The following is a 16,464-nucleotide window of genomic DNA, read 5'->3' as shown; positions in this document are numbered from 1 at the left end:
AGACTATACAAAGAAGCGGCCGACTCACCTTTGCGAGTCGGCCGCTTTTCATTGTTTTAATAATCATCGGGAATACCCATGGTATGGACCTCTAGGTTGACGAAGAATCGAAAGAGAATGCCGGAGTAATGCCGGACAACCTTTTCCAGTTCTTTACTATCCATCTCACCATTCCAAGTCATAACTTGGTAGGGCAGGCCCTGTTCTTCGATCCAGAAATCGGCCATTGTAAAGCCATGGTTTTCAAAGAACCGGCGGCGTTGAACACGTTGAGTGTAATTTTCGGCGCGGGCACTGAGATATTCTATGGTCACGCTAAGCCGTTTTTGAGGGTAGGTCGCTTTTAGTTGCTCCAGTAGTTCTCCACCATATCCCTGTGTGCGGCTAGCAGGTTGAATGGCGAGGTAGAAGATGTAAATCGTCTCTTCGTGAAAAATGAGATACGTAAAGCCTACAAATTTCGAGCCATCATATAACGAGTAGAAGTGGACGATCGACGATTGCGCTTTGAATCGCAGAATGGAAAAAGGAACCTGTTCAGTTGTGGGCCAACTCTTCAGATATAAGCGCCGAACAGCGAGCTGATCCTTGATTGACGTGTGGTTGAATGGGGTTAAAGTAAGCGTAATCGTGACCTCCTAAGGTTAAAACTTGGCGAGAATCTTATCAATAATTTGGGCGAGCTGATCAGCACTAACATCTAAATCGCCAGTGAGCCAGTCGGTAAGTGCCCCGATAGCACCAGCTATGGTGAATGTAACGGTCACTTGAATCTCAGGGTCGTTAGGGTCGAACTGTCTTTCAGTCATGATCCGCTGCGCGAAGAGATTTTTGATTTGACGGATGACCTTACCGCTCTTTTGATTCTGTAAGAGGACACAAAAGAGCGTTGCATTGGCCGTCAGATATTGGGTAACGGCGCGAAAAAGGGCAACGAAGTCTGCGTTGCCCGCGCCACTAGGGTACGTTTGGTCGAATAGTTCAGTGAGGTTGTCGATAGCTTCGTTGATGATCTGATCGTACAGACTGTCGACATCTGGGTAGTGGACATAGAAGGTTCCTCGCCCAATATTAGCTATTTGTGTAATCTCCGAAACGGTGATTTTATGCAGGGGTTTTCGTTGCAAAAGCTGTAGCAGAGTATCTTTGATTAACCGTTGTGTCTTAAGCGTTCTCCGGTCCATTGACGGGCAACCTCCATGCACTTTTTGAATACAAGTTACTGTCTAATTTAGTTATTGTTAGAATGGTTCTAACTATGTTTAATCAACATAACGATATATAGTATAGGCACACAACTATAAAAAATCAACACCTGTTCAATAACTTTTAGTGAAATGCCACTTTGTAAGCGATTAACGGTACGTTTATTAAAAAAAGGGTACAAAAAAGCCCCCATCAATCCGAGATGGAGGCAACTAGTTGATCCATAGGTTACATTTTGGAATGTACAGAGCAACTAGACAGGTGCAAACCTGCATAGATAAGCATACCTGTTCTATCGCAGAAAAGCTAGGGAAACTTGTAAGTTCTCTAAATTAGTTTTAGATGGTAGAATACGGGGTATCAAAAGACGAGGTGAACCAAATGCAAAAAACACGAATCATGCTCTACGTGACAGATGTTGATCGGTCCGTTAAATTCTGGCAAGACTACTTTGAGTTGCCAGTTGTGGCAAAGACACCCTTGGCCGATGGGTCCCAAAATGTGGTGCTTACAGTGAATGTCGGGACCGAACTTTCCTTATTTTCGCGTAGCTTTATTGCCGCCTATTCCCCAGAGGTGCTCAACAATGTGCCATCACTGATGTTGTTTAGTGACCGTTTTGAGGAATTACATGATGAATTACCTGGTGCGACTGAAATCGTAGATGATAATGGTCAGCTCGCATTTGGTTTTCCGGATCCGGATGGGACCTACTTTGCGGTCGGCCAAGTAAAATAGTAAATTTAAAGAAAGAGCGACACCGGCTTCCTTGGGGTGTATGTTTTAGAGATATAAGTCTAGCGGCGTAAAAGTGAGTCTGGGAACAACTTCCCCAGACTCATTTTTGGCATCTCCAAATCTATACTGGAAGCGGCAAAAGGTAATTGAATCCGCTTAAACCTGAACAATCCAAGCTCGGAATTATTCGGTTATCGGTTTTAATGCTTGGCAGCTGACTGCCTTGTGGCCCACTCTTTTTGGACCAAGAAACGCTGATATGACGGGAATTCTAAATTAGTCGTTAGCTTTTAGTTAGCTTTTGTTGTTAAAAGCTAACTAAAATGCTAAGATAATAGTACAAATTTAAAAGAGGAGGTTCAAAGCATGTCAGATGAAAGTCGTGACTTATTACAGAGCTTTGGCAAATTGTTTCAGAACCGAGAATTTTTAATGGTCGTTGGTCACCAACCGGGAATGGGGGGCCACGGTGGTCCCAATGGCGGGCGAGGACAGATGCGCTTGCTACAACTCCTGCACCATGCTAAAAATGGCATGACCAATGCGGATATTGCGGAAATTTTAGATATTCGGCCAAGTTCGGTCAGTGCGACAATCAGCCGGTTGGAGGACATGGGGTTAGCCGAGCGGGTTCCAAGTAAAGCCGATAAACGGGCCGTCATTGTTAAGTTGAGTGACCGGGGACAAGAAATGTTTGATCAGTATGATCAGCGCGTCGATGGTCTGTCCGAAAAAATCTTTGGCGGATTGGATGCGGATGAACAAGCCGCTTTGGAACGGTTGCTGACGAAGCTCAATCATCAGGTGGGTGACCTGGATTGGGCTGACCTGAACCGTCATGGTAACGACTGGCCGCACCATGGGTTTGGTCCTCGCTGGTTTTAAGCATAATTGAAATGAGGCGTAAGAGAGATGGAACGAAGAGTTGCAGCACCAAGCGTTAAGCGGTCCCGGGTCGGAAGCAAGTTTGATTTTCGGGGCTTTATGCATTTGATTCGCCAGACCAAGCCTAAGTACTGGCAACTGTGGTTGGGGCTGGGATTAGGGGCAATGGCCACGGGTGCCCAATTGGCCGTGCCTAAGTTTGCCCAATCTTTAATTAACGGTCTGGGACAGTCCCTGAATCGGCCATTGCTGATTGGCGTAATCGTCTTATTCATCGTCAGTGCTCTGGTGAGTGCCTTTTCGGGTGCCCTATTAGGGTTCTTTGGGGAAAATGTGGTTGCCCGGTTGCGGGAGATTCTGTGGCAGAAGTTAGTTCGGCTACGGGTGAGTTATTTTGACAGCGTTAAGACTGGTGAGATGACCTCCCGCCTGGTCAACGACACGATGCAGATCAAAGACCTATTGGCCAATTCATTTCCACAAATGGTGACGGCCCTGCTCCAACTTGGTGGCGCGTTGGTGATCATGTTGTTAATGGACTGGAAGATGACGGCCATTATGTTTATTGCCGTACCGTTAATGATGTTAGTCATGTTTCCGATTATGCGGTTAAGTAATAAGATCGGTCACCAACGGCAAGATACTATGGCAGAATTTAGTGGTGCAACCAACGAAACGTTAGGTGAGATTCGGTTGGTCAAGTCCTCCAATGCCGAGGATTACGAAACGCAGACCGGTGGGCAGCAGATCAGTAGGCTCTACCAAATTAGATTAAAGGAAGCGATTTATGACGCGATTGCCGGCCCCGTTATGACGACAACGATGTTAGCGGTCTTTGTGGGGGTCTTGGCCTATGCTGCGGCTCGAGTTGCGGCCGGAACCATGAGCATGGGGACGATGTTCTCATTTCTCATGTATTTGTTCCAAATCATTGGTCCAGCGGGGACGTTAGCCCGTTTCTTCACGACGTTATCGAAGGCTAGTGGGTCCACAGAGCGGGTACGTGACTTACTTGCGGAGCCTGAGGAACAGTTAACGACCGGCAAGACACAGTCCGTTAGCGACCAGTCCCTAGCGATGGAACACGTTGACTTTGCTTATGACGACGATGGCGAAATGATTCTTCATGATGTGAACTTTGAAGCCCAGCCTAACTCAGTGATTGCTTTTGCGGGGCCGTCTGGCGGTGGAAAATCGACGATCTTTGGACTATTAGAACGTTACTACCAACCGCAGAATGGCCGAGTTACCATTGGTGGTCAGGACGTTTCCACTCTGAGCCTGAGTGATTGGCGATCACAAATTGGATATGTCAGTCAAGATTCAGCTATTATGGCCGGAACCATTCGCCACAACTTGACGTATGGTTCTGATCAAACGTACACCGATGATCAGTTATGGCACGTCTTGCAATTGGCTTCGGCAGATGAATTTGTTCGTCACATGACCGATGGCTTGGATACGCAGGTCGGTGAACGTGGCGTTAAGGTCAGTGGGGGCCAACGACAGCGTTTAGCGATTGCTCGTGCGTTCTTGCGTGATCCGAAGATTCTACTATTGGATGAAGCCACGGCTAGTCTGGATTCGGAGTCAGAAGCTATGGTCCAACAGGCGCTAAGCCAACTGATGAAGGGCCGGACTACGCTAATTATTGCGCACCGCTTGAGTACCATTGTGGATGCAGATAATATTTACTTCGTGGAAAATGGCCACATTAGCGGTCACGGCACTCATCAGGAATTGATGGCTAGCCTGCCAATTTACAAAGATTATGTTAGAATTCAATTCAAAGAATAGTTAGGCGGAGTGTGCGTCGCGATGAAAATCGTGACCACGCTTTTTTTAAGTGGGTCGGTTGAATTTTATCGTATCTTAATAACTATTTATTGTTTATCGATAATAAATGGCGTATTCTAAAGGTAAATAGAGGAGGGACCTGTCTTGAAACGAGAAACGTTATTTCTAAAGTTAGCCTTGGCCGTTATCGGCTTGATCGTCATTGTATTGGGAATAATTGTGGTACCGTTCTTGGTGGACGGCACGACCCACATCATGCACGGACTTTCGTTTGTTATGGGTGGCGGATTGCTGGTGACGTGTGGTTGTGTCCTAAATGCGGTCGTTTAGGCGTATACGTTATTACAGCGGATTGATCAGAATACGGCATTTTCGATGAAGTCAGTTACTGCGCTCAAGCGAATCAAGTGGAGTGCGTATCTGGTTGCACTTATGTTCTTAGCAATGTTGCCGCTGGCTTACTGGTGGACGGATGCAGCCGATGCACCAGGAATTCTGCTAATGTCGTGTATTATTTTGGCAGCTGCGACCGTAATTGGGGTCTTCGCTAGCATTTTACAGAAATTGGTGACTAGTGCGTTGGCGTTCAAAACAGAAAATGAGTTGACGATATGATTGTAATTAATTTGGATGTGATGTTGGCCAAGCGCAAGATGACGTTGACGGAACTTTCTAAAGAGGTGGGTATCACCATGGCTAATCTGTCGATCTTGAAAAATGGGAAGGCGCGTGCCGTTCGGTTCTCAACTTTGGTAGCGCTCTGCCGCGTGTTGCAGTGTCAGCCGGGAGACTTGTTAGCCTATCGCGAAAATACGGCAGAATGAAGGCACAAGAAAGCGAGTGGGACGAAAGGCAGTTAGTCAATGAGCATTAACGTCACTAGATGAATAATCCCGGGCTTGGATTGTTTGTCAAGCAGAGTGGGCTTCCTTATGTCGCACGTTTCCGCAATATAAATTTGGCGACACAAAAGGTCTGGGATTTTGCCCAGACCTTTTCTTGTACTCATTTTTAAGTTACTTTGCTAATTTTACAGCGTGCTTAGTGTAGACCACGTGCCAGCCCTTAGGTAAACCGGAGACGTGCTTGAACTTCCCTTTGTGTGCGTGGAAGGTAATTAATTTCGTCCCATTCTTCAAGGAACCAGCCGTTAACTTCAACGTTCCGTTCAGTTTAGCTGTCTTCTTGATGTTGACGTGAGCGTCGCGGCTTAGCTTCAATTGACCAGCTTTGGCTTGTTGGAAATTACCTTTGATGGTGACCTTAGTGGTTGCTAATTGTAGCTGACCACCCTTGATGGTGACGTTCCCCTTGCCCAGTGCGGAGGTGGTTGCTAATTGTAAGGCACCAGCCTTTAATAAGGTACCACCCGTGTAGCTGTTATTCCCACTCAGCGTTAAGCTACCAGAACCGGTCTTCGTCAATCGGCCCTTGCCGGCAATATTGTTGCGCCAGTTATCCTTGGCATTGAAGCCGCCTTGGCTAGCATCCATGTTGACCGTGACCTGATCGTTGAGGGCACCGTAACCATTGGCAGCGGAGAAGAGGTCTAAGCGACCCCAACCCTCGGCGTCATCCATGACAGGGTAGCCAGATGGCATCCCTGTGGTGAATAAGACGTCCCGACGTTGCGTGGCGTTCAGGTAAGGCAAGCGAGTTGCTAAGAGCACTTCGGCCCCCTTAGGAACGCGCATGGTTTGAGTCGTATTGCCAGTTTGGCTGAAGCCGTAAGTCATTCGGAAACGGTAGGCATCACGGTTCGTTTGGTAATCCTTGAAATCGTCGTTTGCGGACAGATCTTTGGTTTTCAAGAGGGAATCGGTGTGGGCAACAGCGTAGGCCTGCTTCATCAATTCTTGGTTCTTAGGATCATTTAGAGTAGCAGCGGTCATGGCCGTTCCGACCATCCGCCCACCCATTACGGCTAATGGTGAGTGTCGACCAGCTAGGATTCGGTCGTAGCCCACTTCGGAGGACCGCGTGATTAATTCTTGGAACCGTTCAGGTACGGCGTAGGCCAGGGTTTCGCCAGATTCAAAGGCAGCGGTGGTATGGCCACTTGGAAAGTCGTAGTCGTCAGCCTTGGCAGCGGCCATGACCTTAGAAAGGGCAGGGACGACCTTAACATCGGTACTTTGACGGTAAGGGCGGACGTAGCGAACAACGTGTTTGACGATTCCAGTCCCAGAGAATGGTGAACGGGCCGTGGTGTCGACAAGTTTAACTAGGGGACCAAGTGGTGAGGTCGTAGATGCCCAGGTAACCTTACTGTAAGGGGCATTTGCGGGCAGTGGCGTGCTTGGCATGCTGGTAAAGTCGGTTTTAGCATCGGCGTTCTTAATGAATGCTGAAGCGTAAGGTCCTAAGCCAGAAATTAAGTTGTAACGCAGGTCGCGACGATCAGTCAGGTAGGAGCGAGTGGCTTCTGCGTCGGTTCGTTTCTGCGTAATAGCGGCTGCCTTACCCACATTTTCGCCGAGTAGGACAGGGTTTGCCGCTTTGTCGTTATTCCAGTATGTAGAGAACTCAGCCATTTCACCAACGACGGGGTTGTTGGTCTGAGTCGTATTTTTCTTGGTGTTTTGTTGATACGTGTCCACAAAGTAGCCGTAGGGGGCTTCGTGGGCGGAGAGATCATCGGTAGTCGTTGCAGCACTAGCCACGGTGGTTGCCATGGGAAGCGTGACGGCCACTAAAGAAAGAATTGTTGCGGCGCGCTTGGTCCAAGTACGTTGTCTAGTTTTCATGAAAATACCTGCCTTTCAAAAGTGCGGTGACGTTTTCATTTCCAGTTACATTCACATCATAGCGTAGTGATTAGAGATTGTCAGTAGGGTTAATTAAAACAATACACTAACCACACAAAACTATTACATAGCGTTCGGGACGCGTTTCATGAGGGGCGGTTTAAAAATTAAGTTACTTAATTACTCCAAGGGGTAAAACGATAGCGATTCGAGTTGCTACCGTTTCTAAATAGATTTGGCTATGATAAGACAGAAATCACCAAATATTGGGAGGAAGTTCTGATGATAACTTTTGATGAATTGACCGCAAGTTTGACCGCACCACTAGAGATTCCCGTTTTGGAAGATGAAGAGTGGTACGGTGGTTGTGTGGCTGATGGCTCGCAGTACCCGTTAACTCGTGAGAGTACATATGAGCTTGATTTGATTCATTTGGTGAATGGCAACCAGGTCGCCCCGATTTTTCTCTCGACCAAGGGACGGGCTATCTGGAGTGCGACGCCGTTCAAGTTGACATTGGCTGATGGTGTTTTCCACATCGTCACGCGCGGTGCCGTTTCAATGGTAACGGGAGCTGATGGGTTACGTGGTGCCCAACAAGTGGTCGCTGAGCAGGCCTTTCAGTTAGGGAAGATGCCACCACGGGCATTCTTTGACTTACCGCAGTGGAATACGTGGATCGAGCTCCTCTATCAACAGAACCAAGCCGATGTTTTGAAGTATGCGCACGGGATTGCTGATAACGGGTTCCCAGCAGGAATTATCATGATCGATGACCTGTGGGCCGACTATTATGGCCGGTGGGAATTCTCAGCCCGGAAGTTTCCTGATCCCAGAGCCATGATCGATGAGTTGCACGATATGGGATTCAAAGTCATGGTGTGGGTCTGCCCATTTGTTAGTGCGGATTCCATGGAGTACCGTGAGCTACGCGATAAGCAGATGCTGTTACGTGAGCCGTCGGGTGAACCCGTGGTCCGTGAATGGTGGAATGGTTACAGTGCCGTCTTGGACTTGAGTAATTCAGCAACGTACGACTGGCTAAAAGGCACGCTGCAAAAATTGCAAGCGGATACGGGTGTCGATGGCTTTAAATTCGATGCTGGCGATCCTCAATTCTACCAGGAGACCGATATCTCAGCTGGCGAATTGAGTCCGCAACAGCAAACCCAACTATGGGGTGAGTTTGGTGCGGAATTCCCTTACAACGAGTTTCGGGCTAATTACCGTAATGAAGGGGCACCACTGGTTAACCGCCTACAAGATAAGCGTTTTGAGTGGGGCAAGGACGGCCTAGCTGAACTGATTCCGGATACGATTGCGCAGGGTCTATTGGGCTACTACTTTAGTTGTCCGGATATGATTGGCGGCGGTGAGATTCGGAGTTTGATCACTCTCGACCATTTCGACCAAGAGCTCATCGTCCGCTCTGCCCAATGTTCAGCGCTGATGCCGATGATGCAATTCTCCGTGGCACCATGGCGGGTACTGGATAAGGAACACTTGGCCCTCTGTCGGCAAGCGGCGAAACTGCACCAGCAATTTGCCGATAACATTGCGACGTTGGCAGAGAACGCTGCGCAGACCGGCGCGCCAATTGTGCGGTCCATGGCTTACAACTTTGCTGAAACGAAGCGCCAGTACCTGAACACACAATTTATGTTGGGAAATGATTTTCTGGTTGCTCCCGTCTTAGAGCAACATGCAACCCAGAAAGCCATTTACTTCCCTGCTGGTCAATGGCAATCCATTACTGGTGAGGCCACCATCATTACGGGACCAGCTGAGCGGCAAGTACCGGTAACTTTACAATCCTTGCCAGCTTACCGTAAGTTATCGTCAAATTAAGGAAAAATGAGGCGCAAGATCATGGAAAATAATACAAATCACGGTTGGGTCAGCCGAACATCTTATGCGTTTGGGGCCTTCGGACATGACTTATTCAACCAAGTTATGAATAGTTACTTTATTATGTTCGTCACGAACCATCTGTTCAATTCGTCAGATACGGCCTATAACAATAAAATGATCGGGGTGATGACGACCATTATCTTTGTCCTGCGGGTCGCAGAATTATTCATTGATCCCTTTATTGGGAACACGATTGATAAGACGCAAACCCGTTGGGGGAAATTCAAGCCTTGGGTCGTTGTCGGAACCATCGTTTCTGGTTTAGCTATGATGCTCTTGTTCAGTGATATGTGGGGCCTGACCAGCAAGCCAATGTACTACTTATTCATCTTTACCTTCGTCTACATCGTGATGGATATCTTCTTTGCTTTCAAAGATATCGGGCTGTGGTCCATGCTACCAGCACTGTCCTTCGACTCACTGGAACGGGAAAAGACCGCGACGATTGCGCGGGTCGGGTCAACGTTAGGTGGGACGATCGTTACCGTAACGATCATTCCTATGATTTTAATGTTTTCTGCCACTAACGAGGGTGGTACCGGGGATAGCCGAGGGTGGTTCCTGTACGCCGTCGTCGCTGCAATCATCGCACTTTTGGGAGCGGTTTCAATTGGCTTTGGGACCAAGGAAGTCAACTCGCGACTGCGGGAAAACAAAGAGGAAACTGGTTTTAAAAAGGTGCTGTGGATTCTGGTCCACAATGATCAGTTGCTTTGGTTGGCGCTAGCGTACGTTCTGTATGGGTCGGGGGTCTACCTGACCAACTCACTCATGCTGTATTACTTCACCTACGTTTTAGGTGATGCCGCGAAATTCTCCATTTTGGGGATGCTGAACATGGGGATTGGTTTACTGGCCGTCTCCCTGTTCCCAGCATTAGCTAAGAAATTCAAACGGCGGAACGTATTCGTTATCTGTGTCGTCATTCTCTTCGTTGCCATCGGAATCTTCGCCTTTGCCGATAAGAATTTCTGGTTAGTTCTGTTGGCCGGGGCACTCTTCAATCTGCCACAACCACTGATTTTCTTGGTTGTCTTGATGACCTTCACAGATATCGTGGAATATGGGCAACTGAAGCTGGGACACCGGGATGAGTCCTTAGTGCTGTCTATTCGGCCATTGATCGATAAGCTGTCTGGTGCGATTGTGACTGGGATTACTGGGATGACGGCGGTGATGGCCGGTATGTCCGGTAATGCCAAAGTGAGTGCGATGACGGCCAGCAATGTTTGGACGTTGAAAGCAATCATGCTGGGGACGCCAATAGTAACGGTGATTATCGGAACCATTATCTTCTTGAGCAAAGTTAAGATTACCGAAGAAAAGCATGCGGAAATCGTTGCCGAGTTGGAGAAGACTTGGGGCAAGGATGACGCCAAAGAAAAATAGGCTAAATAAAACGAACGAGTCTGGGGCAAAAATCCCAGACTCGTTTTGATGTCGCCGATTTTATATTACTGAAACGGGGGATAAAAGACGGTCAACTCCGCTTAACGTTGCTAGATAAACAATCCCAAGCCGAGATCCTTCGACTAGCGATGTTAAGGTTCGTTGGCTAACTGCTCGTCGGTTTTGGTTAACGGCTAAGCTCATGGGTTAAAGTCGCGTTGCCCCAGTGTTCCAGGGACAGCAAGATGTTATGAAACATGTACCCACTATCCGTGAGCTGATAGCTGTAATCATCGTTTGCTAAAGTTTCAATCAGCCCGAGATCCGCAAGTTGTTTGAGCTGCAACAAGAGATTGAAGGTTGAAATGCCACGAACGGTGCGGCGAAGTTCCATGAAGTCTGTGGGTTCAGGATCGAGTTGGTACAAGATGAGGGCGTACCAGCGTTGATGGAGCACCTCGACGCCAAGCTCGCTGCCGAGGTTGAGTTGCGTTAATGCCATGTTGCCAGGTCCTTTCCTATTGATTGCTGCGGCTGGAGGTAGTTAAGCTTTAACATCCATACGATCCATACGAAAATGCGTTGATGGCCGCTATTCGAGTAGTAATCCGTGCAAGCTAGCTTAGCATTTGCGGGGTGAATTGTCCATCAAGGCGACTGGGTCGATAGCCGATTGAATTAGCTGTGACCAGTATGTGCAGAGAACCAGCGATAGTGGTCGGGGGCCATTCGGTGGGTGACTATTTTTTGTGGGTAATAACTGTAAGCGGTGCCAAAATATGCTACGATGAGAACGGAAAACGACTTTGAAGGGAGCAACGAACATGCCAATTTCAGTTCAACAGCACCAATTTCATCTGCAGACCGACCATACCAGTTATCTGTTTCACGTCATGGAGAACGGGGAACTCGGCCAGTTGTACTATGGTCAGCGGATTCATGACCAGCCTGATTATCCGGACCTGACTGCCCGCGAAGAACACGGTGCGATTCCGGCGTGGCGGCTTGACCGGCCGGATTTTCAACCGGAAACTTTGAAGCAGGAGTATGCCAGCTTAGGTAAGGGCGATTATCGTGATCCCGCGTTTCAGGTGACCTCGCCAGATGGCAGTCGAATCTCAGAATTTCGTTATCAAGACTACCAGATTGCGGACGGGAAACAGCGGCTGAATGGCTTGCCATCGACCTTTGCAACCGCCGACGATGTGCAAACGTTGACGGTGACATTGCGTGATGCTGTGGCGCAGTTAACGCTTGCCCTGCAGTACACGGTCTTTCCCCATCAAGACGTGATTGTGCGGAGTGCGCGCTTCACGAATGCCGGTGAGCAAACGCTGTTGCTGGACCGTGCCATGAGTAGTCAGTTGGACCTGCCGGATGCCAATTACGAGTTGATGCAGTTCTCCGGAAGCTGGGCGCGTGAACGCCATCTGGTGTGCTCGCCACTCCATAGCGGGTCGCAGAGCATTGGTAGCTTACGAGGAGCTTCTAGTCATCAGCAGAATCCGGCCATGTTCTTAGCGCGACCCACAACGGATGAAGACCACGGGGCGGCGTTTGGCTTCAATCTGATCTATTCTGGAAACTTTCTGGACCAAGTCGAGGTCGATGCCTTCGATACGGCGCGCATTTTAATTGGAATCAATCCGGAAGAATTCGGTTGGCAGTTGACACCGGGGGAGACATTCCAGACGCCGGAAGCCGTGCTCAGCTACACGACTGCCGGGCTGAATCAGTTGAGCCAGCAAATGGGCGAATTTTACCAGCATCACTTGGTGAACCCTCACTTTGCGCAGACGCCGCGGCCGGTACTGATCAACAATTGGGAAGGCACTTATTTTAACTTCGATGAGGCCAAACTCACGGCGATTGCTAGTGACGCCAAGGACCTCGGAATCGAAATGTTTGTGCTGGATGACGGCTGGTTCGGTCACCGTGACGATGACACGACATCGCTGGGGGATTGGGATGTTTACGCACAGAAGCTCCCCAATGGTATCGCCCATCTGGCCAATAAGATTCATGCCATGGCATTAAAATTTGGGCTGTGGTTTGAACCAGAAATGATTTCGATCGACAGTGACTTGTACCGGGCTCATCCGGAATGGACGGTCAGGACGCCACACCGGGAAATGACGCCAGGACGAAACCAATTTGTCATTGATATGGCCAATCCGGAAGTGGTTGACTACCTGTACGGTAAAATCAGTCGGTTGATCGCGGATGCGCATCTGGACTACATCAAGTGGGATATGAACCGCAACATCACGGAAGCCTACAGTCCGACCTTACCGGCTGAACAGCAAATGGAGTTCGCTCATCGTTACATGCTCGGCGTTTATCAGCTGTATGGTCGATTAACGGCGGCCTATCCCAATGTGTTGTTTGAATCCTGTGCCTCCGGTGGCGGGCGCTTTGATCTGGGGATGATGGCGTATGCACCACAAGCCTGGACCAGCGACGATACGGATGCCGTAGAACGATTGAAGATTCAATTTGGGACATCGTATGGCTATCCGCAAACGATGATGGGCGCACACGTGTCGGCCGTGCCGAATGACCAAACCGGGCGGATCACGCCGATTGAAACACGGGCGGCTGTGGCGTACTTTGGTGACCTGGGTTACGAGTTGGATGTGACGAAATGTTCGGCGATTGAAAAGGCGGCCATCAAGGAACAGGTTGCTTTCTACAAGGCGCACCGCGAGCTGTTCCAGCAGGGCAAGTTCTACCGACTGGATAGTCCGTTCACGGGCGATGGTAACGTTGGCAGTTGGCAGGTCGTCAGCGCGGATGGCAAGCACGCAATTGCGGCGCGGTATCAGGTGTTGAATCATCCTAATCCAGCCTATAATCGGTTATACTTACGCGGCTTACAACCGGATCAGCGTTACAAAATTGCGGGGAACGACCACGTTTATTACGGCGATGAGTTAATGAATGCCGGCGTGTTCATTCCGCATCTGCAGGATAGTACGGAGGGTATCGAGGAGTCGTTTGACTTCAGTGCCCGCCTGCTAGTAATTGATGCGGTCGAAAAGTAAAAATTGAAAACGAGAGGTGGTTACGCTGCGGCGTGGTCGCCTCTTTAGCGTATAATGGGACTAATATTTAGTGGAGGTGGCGGCGATGAAAATTTTAGTGACGGGCTTTGACCCATTTGGTGGTGAGACGACAAACCCGGCGATTGAAGCGGTGAACCAGTTGCCAGCAACGATTGCGGGTGCCGGCATTGTAAAATTAGAAATTCCGACCGTCTTCGATCGGTGCGCGGCGGTTGTCCGAGCAGCCATCGTCCGTGAGCAACCGGACGTGGTCTTGAGCATTGGCCAGGCGGGTGGTCGCGCGGCTTTAACGCCAGAGTTGGTCGCCATTAACCTGAGTGATGGCCGGATTCCAGATAACGCGGGCCAACAACCGGTCGATCAGCCGATTCAGGCCGATGGGGAGACGGCCTACTTCACACAGTTGCCGGTCAAGGCCATGGTGGCGGCGATTCGTGCCGCTGGTTTGCCAAGTACCGTGTCGACGACGGCCGGGACGTACGTTTGCAATCACATCATGTATCAGGTCCAGTATCTGCGGGCGACCGAGTTTTCCGAGTTACGTGCGGGATTTATGCACATTCCGTTTCTGCCGAGTCAGGTGACCAAACGGCCCAATACACCGTCACTGTCATTGGCGGACGATGTGCGGGGAATCACGGCGGCGATTACGGCAATCGTTCAGCAAGCGGAGTAAGGTTCGGACGCTTCTTCATTGTGGGGGAAGCGTTTTTTAGTACCAGTAATCAAAAATAGACGAGTTGCCGGGACATTTTGCGTATTGGTACCGTCGTTTGCCGAAGTGTTCTATAATTATTTATATAAGTGAGATTGGAGGAATTATCATGCAGAAATATACTGCAGAGTTTATGGGGACCTTTATGCTGGTCTTCTTGGGAACCGGTGCTGTAACGGTTGCCGCGGGGAACACGTTGACGATTGGGCTGGCCTTTGGGTTGGCAATTACGGTGTCGGCGTACGCATTTGGCGGCATCTCAGGCGGACATTTCAATCCGGCAGTGACGACGGCCATGCTGATCAATCGGCGAATCGGCGGTAAGGACGCGGTGGGGTACATCGTGGCGCAGGTTTTGGGCGCGACGGTAGCTTCAGCCTTTATTAAATTATTTGTCAGCGGTCTGGGCTTAGCGACCAACCAACTGGGCCAAACGGACTTCCCCAAGATTTCGATGGGCTTGGCCTTCGTGGTGGAAGCACTGGTCACGTTCCTATTCTTGCTGGTGATTCTAAATGTGACGAGCGACCGTCATGGAAACGGTGACTTCGCCGGCCTGACGATTGGGGTAACGTTGGCCTTCTTGATCATTGTGGCACTGAACCTGACGGGCGGTTCATTGAACCCAGCTCGGTCATTTGGCCCCGCAATTTTCGCTGGTGGTAGCGCCTTGTCCCACCTGTGGCTGTACATTTTGGCCCCAGAAGTCGGTGCGATTTTAGCAGCGTTCGTTGGCCGAATGATGGGCAGCGAAGACTAAATTAAAGAATAAAAAATACTGGTTAGGCTCGAAAAGGGAGTCTAACCAGTATTTTTGTGGTTAATCGTTGATTTCATGAACACGAAAAGCGACGATGGCGGCGATAAGCTTTTCGGGGAGTGGCTGGTCGTAAGGCAGTTGGATAGCACCCTTGGATGTGTGGTAGGCTGCCAATTCTTCAGCGAAATGCACGATGGGAGAAGGCGTTGGGTAGAGGCCGAGGTGGTGCTTGGCCGCCGCAAAGTAAATGACGGGTTTCCCGGCAATGTAGAAGGCAGGCATGCCGTAGCTGAGCTTTTCGGTAGCCTCGGGAAGCAGCGACTTGAGCAGATCGTACATGGCGACGAGCTCGGCGTGGTGGTCGGTTGCGGCTGGGGTATTGAGATAGGATTGGATGGGAGACATTAGTGGGAACTCCTTTGTAAGCGGATTTATTATGATGATTATAGCAGATTTTAGAAGATGAAGGAAAATAGTATATCACAGCTAAAATATGGGTTATCATTAATTAACATCCTATATGGACTGGCTGTTTGTTGAAAGAGTGGCTAGTTTAAAATTTAGGGGATGAAGAAGGGAACATAGTATGCGGGTTGATATTCCGATGCCATCAAGATTTAAGATTGAGGATCTTTTTCGTGATAATTGTTTTGTCGTACCGGTTTACCAGCGTAATTATGCTTGGGGAAAGAGTGAAGTTGGGGACTTTTGGGAAGATTTAAAGGATTTAGTTAAGGGGAGAAGAGATAGTCACTTTTTCGGTCAGATTGTCACTTATAGAGATAGTAGTGGCGTTCAGGAAATTATTGACGGCCAGCAACGGCTAACAACCAGCGTGATTTTTATGGCAGCCGTTCGTGATATTGCTAATGAAATGTATGAAAAAAACACGCAAAATTCTAACGGGAGTGTCAGCCTAGAGGTTAGCGACTTATTACGTGATATTCGCTTGCAGGTTGAACAAGCGTTGTACAGGGATGATGATCAATCGCCAACTTTAGTCGTTGAACCAGTAGCTGATCGAGATGGAAATACAAGATTACAAGATTTCTTTGATGATCTCATCAGTAGTAACAAGAAGGCATTAATGGTGAAAACAACTTCTAAACCAATCAAGGACATGCAGACGGCCTATAAGGATATGACTGATTGGATTAGAAAAATGTTGAAAGAAGAGACCTCAATTGGTGACCAGGGCTATACTCCTACTTAGGTAGACAAGCAAATAATCAAAGCTTGTTTACTTAGGGA

The 16,464-nt window shown here is 48.9% G+C and carries 17 protein-coding genes; 12 read left to right on the top strand and 5 right to left on the bottom strand.

Going from position 1 to position 16,464, the window contains the following annotated elements:
* Positions 1-56: 56 nt before the first annotated feature.
* The gene (locus tag FC99_RS13590) at positions 57-593 is read right to left on the bottom strand and encodes a GNAT family N-acetyltransferase (protein ID WP_338048179.1); all 537 of its coding nucleotides are present in this window, start codon (positions 591-593) and stop codon (positions 57-59) included.
* 51 nt (positions 594-644) lie between these two features.
* Complete coding sequence (locus FC99_RS05015; RefSeq protein WP_048732817.1) at positions 645-1,184, bottom strand: TetR/AcrR family transcriptional regulator; 540 nt, start codon at positions 1,182-1,184, stop codon at positions 645-647.
* Positions 1,185-1,587: 403 nt separating this feature from the next.
* On the opposite strand from FC99_RS05015, the gene FC99_RS05010 reads away from it, so the two are divergent.
* From FC99_RS05010 to FC99_RS04985, 6 genes are all read left to right on the top strand, one after another.
* Positions 1,588-1,944, top strand: coding sequence for a VOC family protein (locus FC99_RS05010; RefSeq protein ID WP_048732815.1), 357 nt, complete (start codon positions 1,588-1,590; stop codon positions 1,942-1,944).
* Positions 1,945-2,310: 366 nt separating this feature from the next.
* Entirely contained in the window at positions 2,311-2,829 is a 519-nt protein-coding gene (locus FC99_RS05005; protein WP_048732813.1) for a MarR family winged helix-turn-helix transcriptional regulator, read from the top strand.
* A 27-nt stretch (positions 2,830-2,856) separates the two neighbouring features.
* Complete coding sequence (locus tag FC99_RS05000) at positions 2,857-4,626, top strand: ABC transporter ATP-binding protein (RefSeq protein ID WP_048732811.1); 1,770 nt, start codon at positions 2,857-2,859, stop codon at positions 4,624-4,626.
* Positions 4,627-4,770: 144 nt separating this feature from the next.
* Entirely contained in the window at positions 4,771-4,956 is a 186-nt protein-coding gene (locus FC99_RS04995) for a hypothetical protein (RefSeq protein WP_048732809.1), read from the top strand.
* Between the two features lie 45 nt (positions 4,957-5,001).
* On the top strand, positions 5,002-5,241 hold the full coding sequence (locus FC99_RS04990; protein ID WP_082153178.1) for a DUF2975 domain-containing protein: 240 nt from the start codon (positions 5,002-5,004) through the stop codon (positions 5,239-5,241).
* The gene (locus FC99_RS04985) at positions 5,238-5,450 is read left to right on the top strand and encodes a helix-turn-helix domain-containing protein (protein ID WP_048732804.1); all 213 of its coding nucleotides are present in this window, start codon (positions 5,238-5,240) and stop codon (positions 5,448-5,450) included. Before FC99_RS04990 ends, FC99_RS04985 begins: the two co-directional genes overlap by 4 nt.
* Before the next feature lie 192 nt (positions 5,451-5,642).
* On the opposite strand, the gene FC99_RS04980 is transcribed toward FC99_RS04985, so the two are convergent.
* Positions 5,643-7,373 (bottom strand): phosphatase PAP2 family protein, encoded by a 1,731-nt coding sequence (locus FC99_RS04980; RefSeq protein WP_048732803.1) that lies wholly within the window; start codon positions 7,371-7,373, stop codon positions 5,643-5,645.
* A gap of 282 nt (positions 7,374-7,655) precedes the next feature.
* On the opposite strand from FC99_RS04980, the gene FC99_RS04975 reads away from it, so the two are divergent.
* Both FC99_RS04975 and FC99_RS04970 read left to right on the top strand, forming a co-directional pair.
* The gene (locus FC99_RS04975; RefSeq protein WP_048732802.1) at positions 7,656-9,221 is read left to right on the top strand and encodes a glycoside hydrolase family 31 protein; all 1,566 of its coding nucleotides are present in this window, start codon (positions 7,656-7,658) and stop codon (positions 9,219-9,221) included.
* Positions 9,222-9,242: 21 nt separating this feature from the next.
* A complete protein-coding gene (locus tag FC99_RS04970; RefSeq protein WP_048732800.1) occupies positions 9,243-10,673 on the top strand; it encodes a glycoside-pentoside-hexuronide (GPH):cation symporter in 1,431 nt (476 codons plus the stop codon).
* Between the two features lie 187 nt (positions 10,674-10,860).
* On the opposite strand, the gene FC99_RS04965 is transcribed toward FC99_RS04970, so the two are convergent.
* A complete protein-coding gene (locus tag FC99_RS04965; protein WP_048732798.1) occupies positions 10,861-11,175 on the bottom strand; it encodes a winged helix-turn-helix transcriptional regulator in 315 nt (104 codons plus the stop codon).
* 322 nt (positions 11,176-11,497) lie between these two features.
* On the opposite strand from FC99_RS04965, the gene FC99_RS04960 reads away from it, so the two are divergent.
* The 3 genes from FC99_RS04960 to FC99_RS04950 all read left to right on the top strand — a co-directional run bounded on the left by FC99_RS04960 (position 11,498) and on the right by FC99_RS04950 (position 15,213).
* Positions 11,498-13,717 (top strand): alpha-galactosidase, encoded by a 2,220-nt coding sequence (locus FC99_RS04960; RefSeq protein WP_048732796.1) that lies wholly within the window; start codon positions 11,498-11,500, stop codon positions 13,715-13,717.
* Between the two features lie 85 nt (positions 13,718-13,802).
* Positions 13,803-14,414 (top strand): pyroglutamyl-peptidase I, encoded by a 612-nt coding sequence (gene pcp / locus FC99_RS04955; RefSeq protein WP_048732794.1) that lies wholly within the window; start codon positions 13,803-13,805, stop codon positions 14,412-14,414.
* 148 nt (positions 14,415-14,562) lie between these two features.
* Complete coding sequence (locus FC99_RS04950; protein WP_048732792.1) at positions 14,563-15,213, top strand: MIP/aquaporin family protein; 651 nt, start codon at positions 14,563-14,565, stop codon at positions 15,211-15,213.
* Positions 15,214-15,273: 60 nt separating this feature from the next.
* Here FC99_RS04950 and FC99_RS04945 read toward each other — a convergent pair whose 3' ends face one another.
* Positions 15,274-15,618 (bottom strand): iron chaperone, encoded by a 345-nt coding sequence (locus FC99_RS04945; RefSeq protein ID WP_048732790.1) that lies wholly within the window; start codon positions 15,616-15,618, stop codon positions 15,274-15,276.
* A 181-nt stretch (positions 15,619-15,799) separates the two neighbouring features.
* On the opposite strand from FC99_RS04945, the gene FC99_RS04940 reads away from it, so the two are divergent.
* Positions 15,800-16,426: a DUF262 domain-containing protein gene (locus tag FC99_RS04940; protein ID WP_048732788.1), complete on the top strand. Its 627-nt coding sequence runs from the start codon at positions 15,800-15,802 to the stop codon at positions 16,424-16,426.
* Positions 16,427-16,464: the final 38 nt, after the last annotated feature.

It is taken from the genome of Levilactobacillus koreensis JCM 16448 (assembly GCF_001435525.1).
Classification (GTDB): domain Bacteria; phylum Bacillota; class Bacilli; order Lactobacillales; family Lactobacillaceae; genus Levilactobacillus; species Levilactobacillus koreensis.
Note: the sequence above shows the minus strand (reverse complement) of the source record. Positions and strands in the feature narration are given on the sequence as shown.

Bases quoted from the DNA above. Each gene is read 5' to 3' on its own strand.
- FC99_RS04975 (WP_048732802.1), top strand. From the start codon at position 7,656: ATGATAACTTTTGATGAATTGACCGCAAGTTTGACCGCACCACTAGAG.
- FC99_RS04940 (WP_048732788.1), top strand. From the start codon at position 15,800: ATGCGGGTTGATATTCCGATGCCATCAAGATTTAAGATTGAGGATCTT.
- FC99_RS04990 (WP_082153178.1), top strand. From the start codon at position 5,002: ATGAAGTCAGTTACTGCGCTCAAGCGAATCAAGTGGAGTGCGTATCTG.
- FC99_RS04950 (WP_048732792.1), top strand. From the start codon at position 14,563: ATGCAGAAATATACTGCAGAGTTTATGGGGACCTTTATGCTGGTCTTC.
- FC99_RS04965 (WP_048732798.1), bottom strand. From the start codon at position 11,175: ATGGCATTAACGCAACTCAACCTCGGCAGCGAGCTTGGCGTCGAGGTG.
- FC99_RS04980 (WP_048732803.1), bottom strand. From the start codon at position 7,373: ATGAAAACTAGACAACGTACTTGGACCAAGCGCGCCGCAACAATTCTT.
- FC99_RS04945 (WP_048732790.1), bottom strand. From the start codon at position 15,618: ATGTCTCCCATCCAATCCTATCTCAATACCCCAGCCGCAACCGACCAC.
- pcp (WP_048732794.1), top strand. From the start codon at position 13,803: ATGAAAATTTTAGTGACGGGCTTTGACCCATTTGGTGGTGAGACGACA.
- FC99_RS04970 (WP_048732800.1), top strand. From the start codon at position 9,243: ATGGAAAATAATACAAATCACGGTTGGGTCAGCCGAACATCTTATGCG.
- FC99_RS05000 (WP_048732811.1), top strand. From the start codon at position 2,857: ATGGAACGAAGAGTTGCAGCACCAAGCGTTAAGCGGTCCCGGGTCGGA.
- FC99_RS05015 (WP_048732817.1), bottom strand. From the start codon at position 1,184: ATGGACCGGAGAACGCTTAAGACACAACGGTTAATCAAAGATACTCTG.
- FC99_RS04960 (WP_048732796.1), top strand. From the start codon at position 11,498: ATGCCAATTTCAGTTCAACAGCACCAATTTCATCTGCAGACCGACCAT.
- FC99_RS05010 (WP_048732815.1), top strand. From the start codon at position 1,588: ATGCAAAAAACACGAATCATGCTCTACGTGACAGATGTTGATCGGTCC.
- FC99_RS04985 (WP_048732804.1), top strand. From the start codon at position 5,238: ATGATTGTAATTAATTTGGATGTGATGTTGGCCAAGCGCAAGATGACG.
- FC99_RS05005 (WP_048732813.1), top strand. From the start codon at position 2,311: ATGTCAGATGAAAGTCGTGACTTATTACAGAGCTTTGGCAAATTGTTT.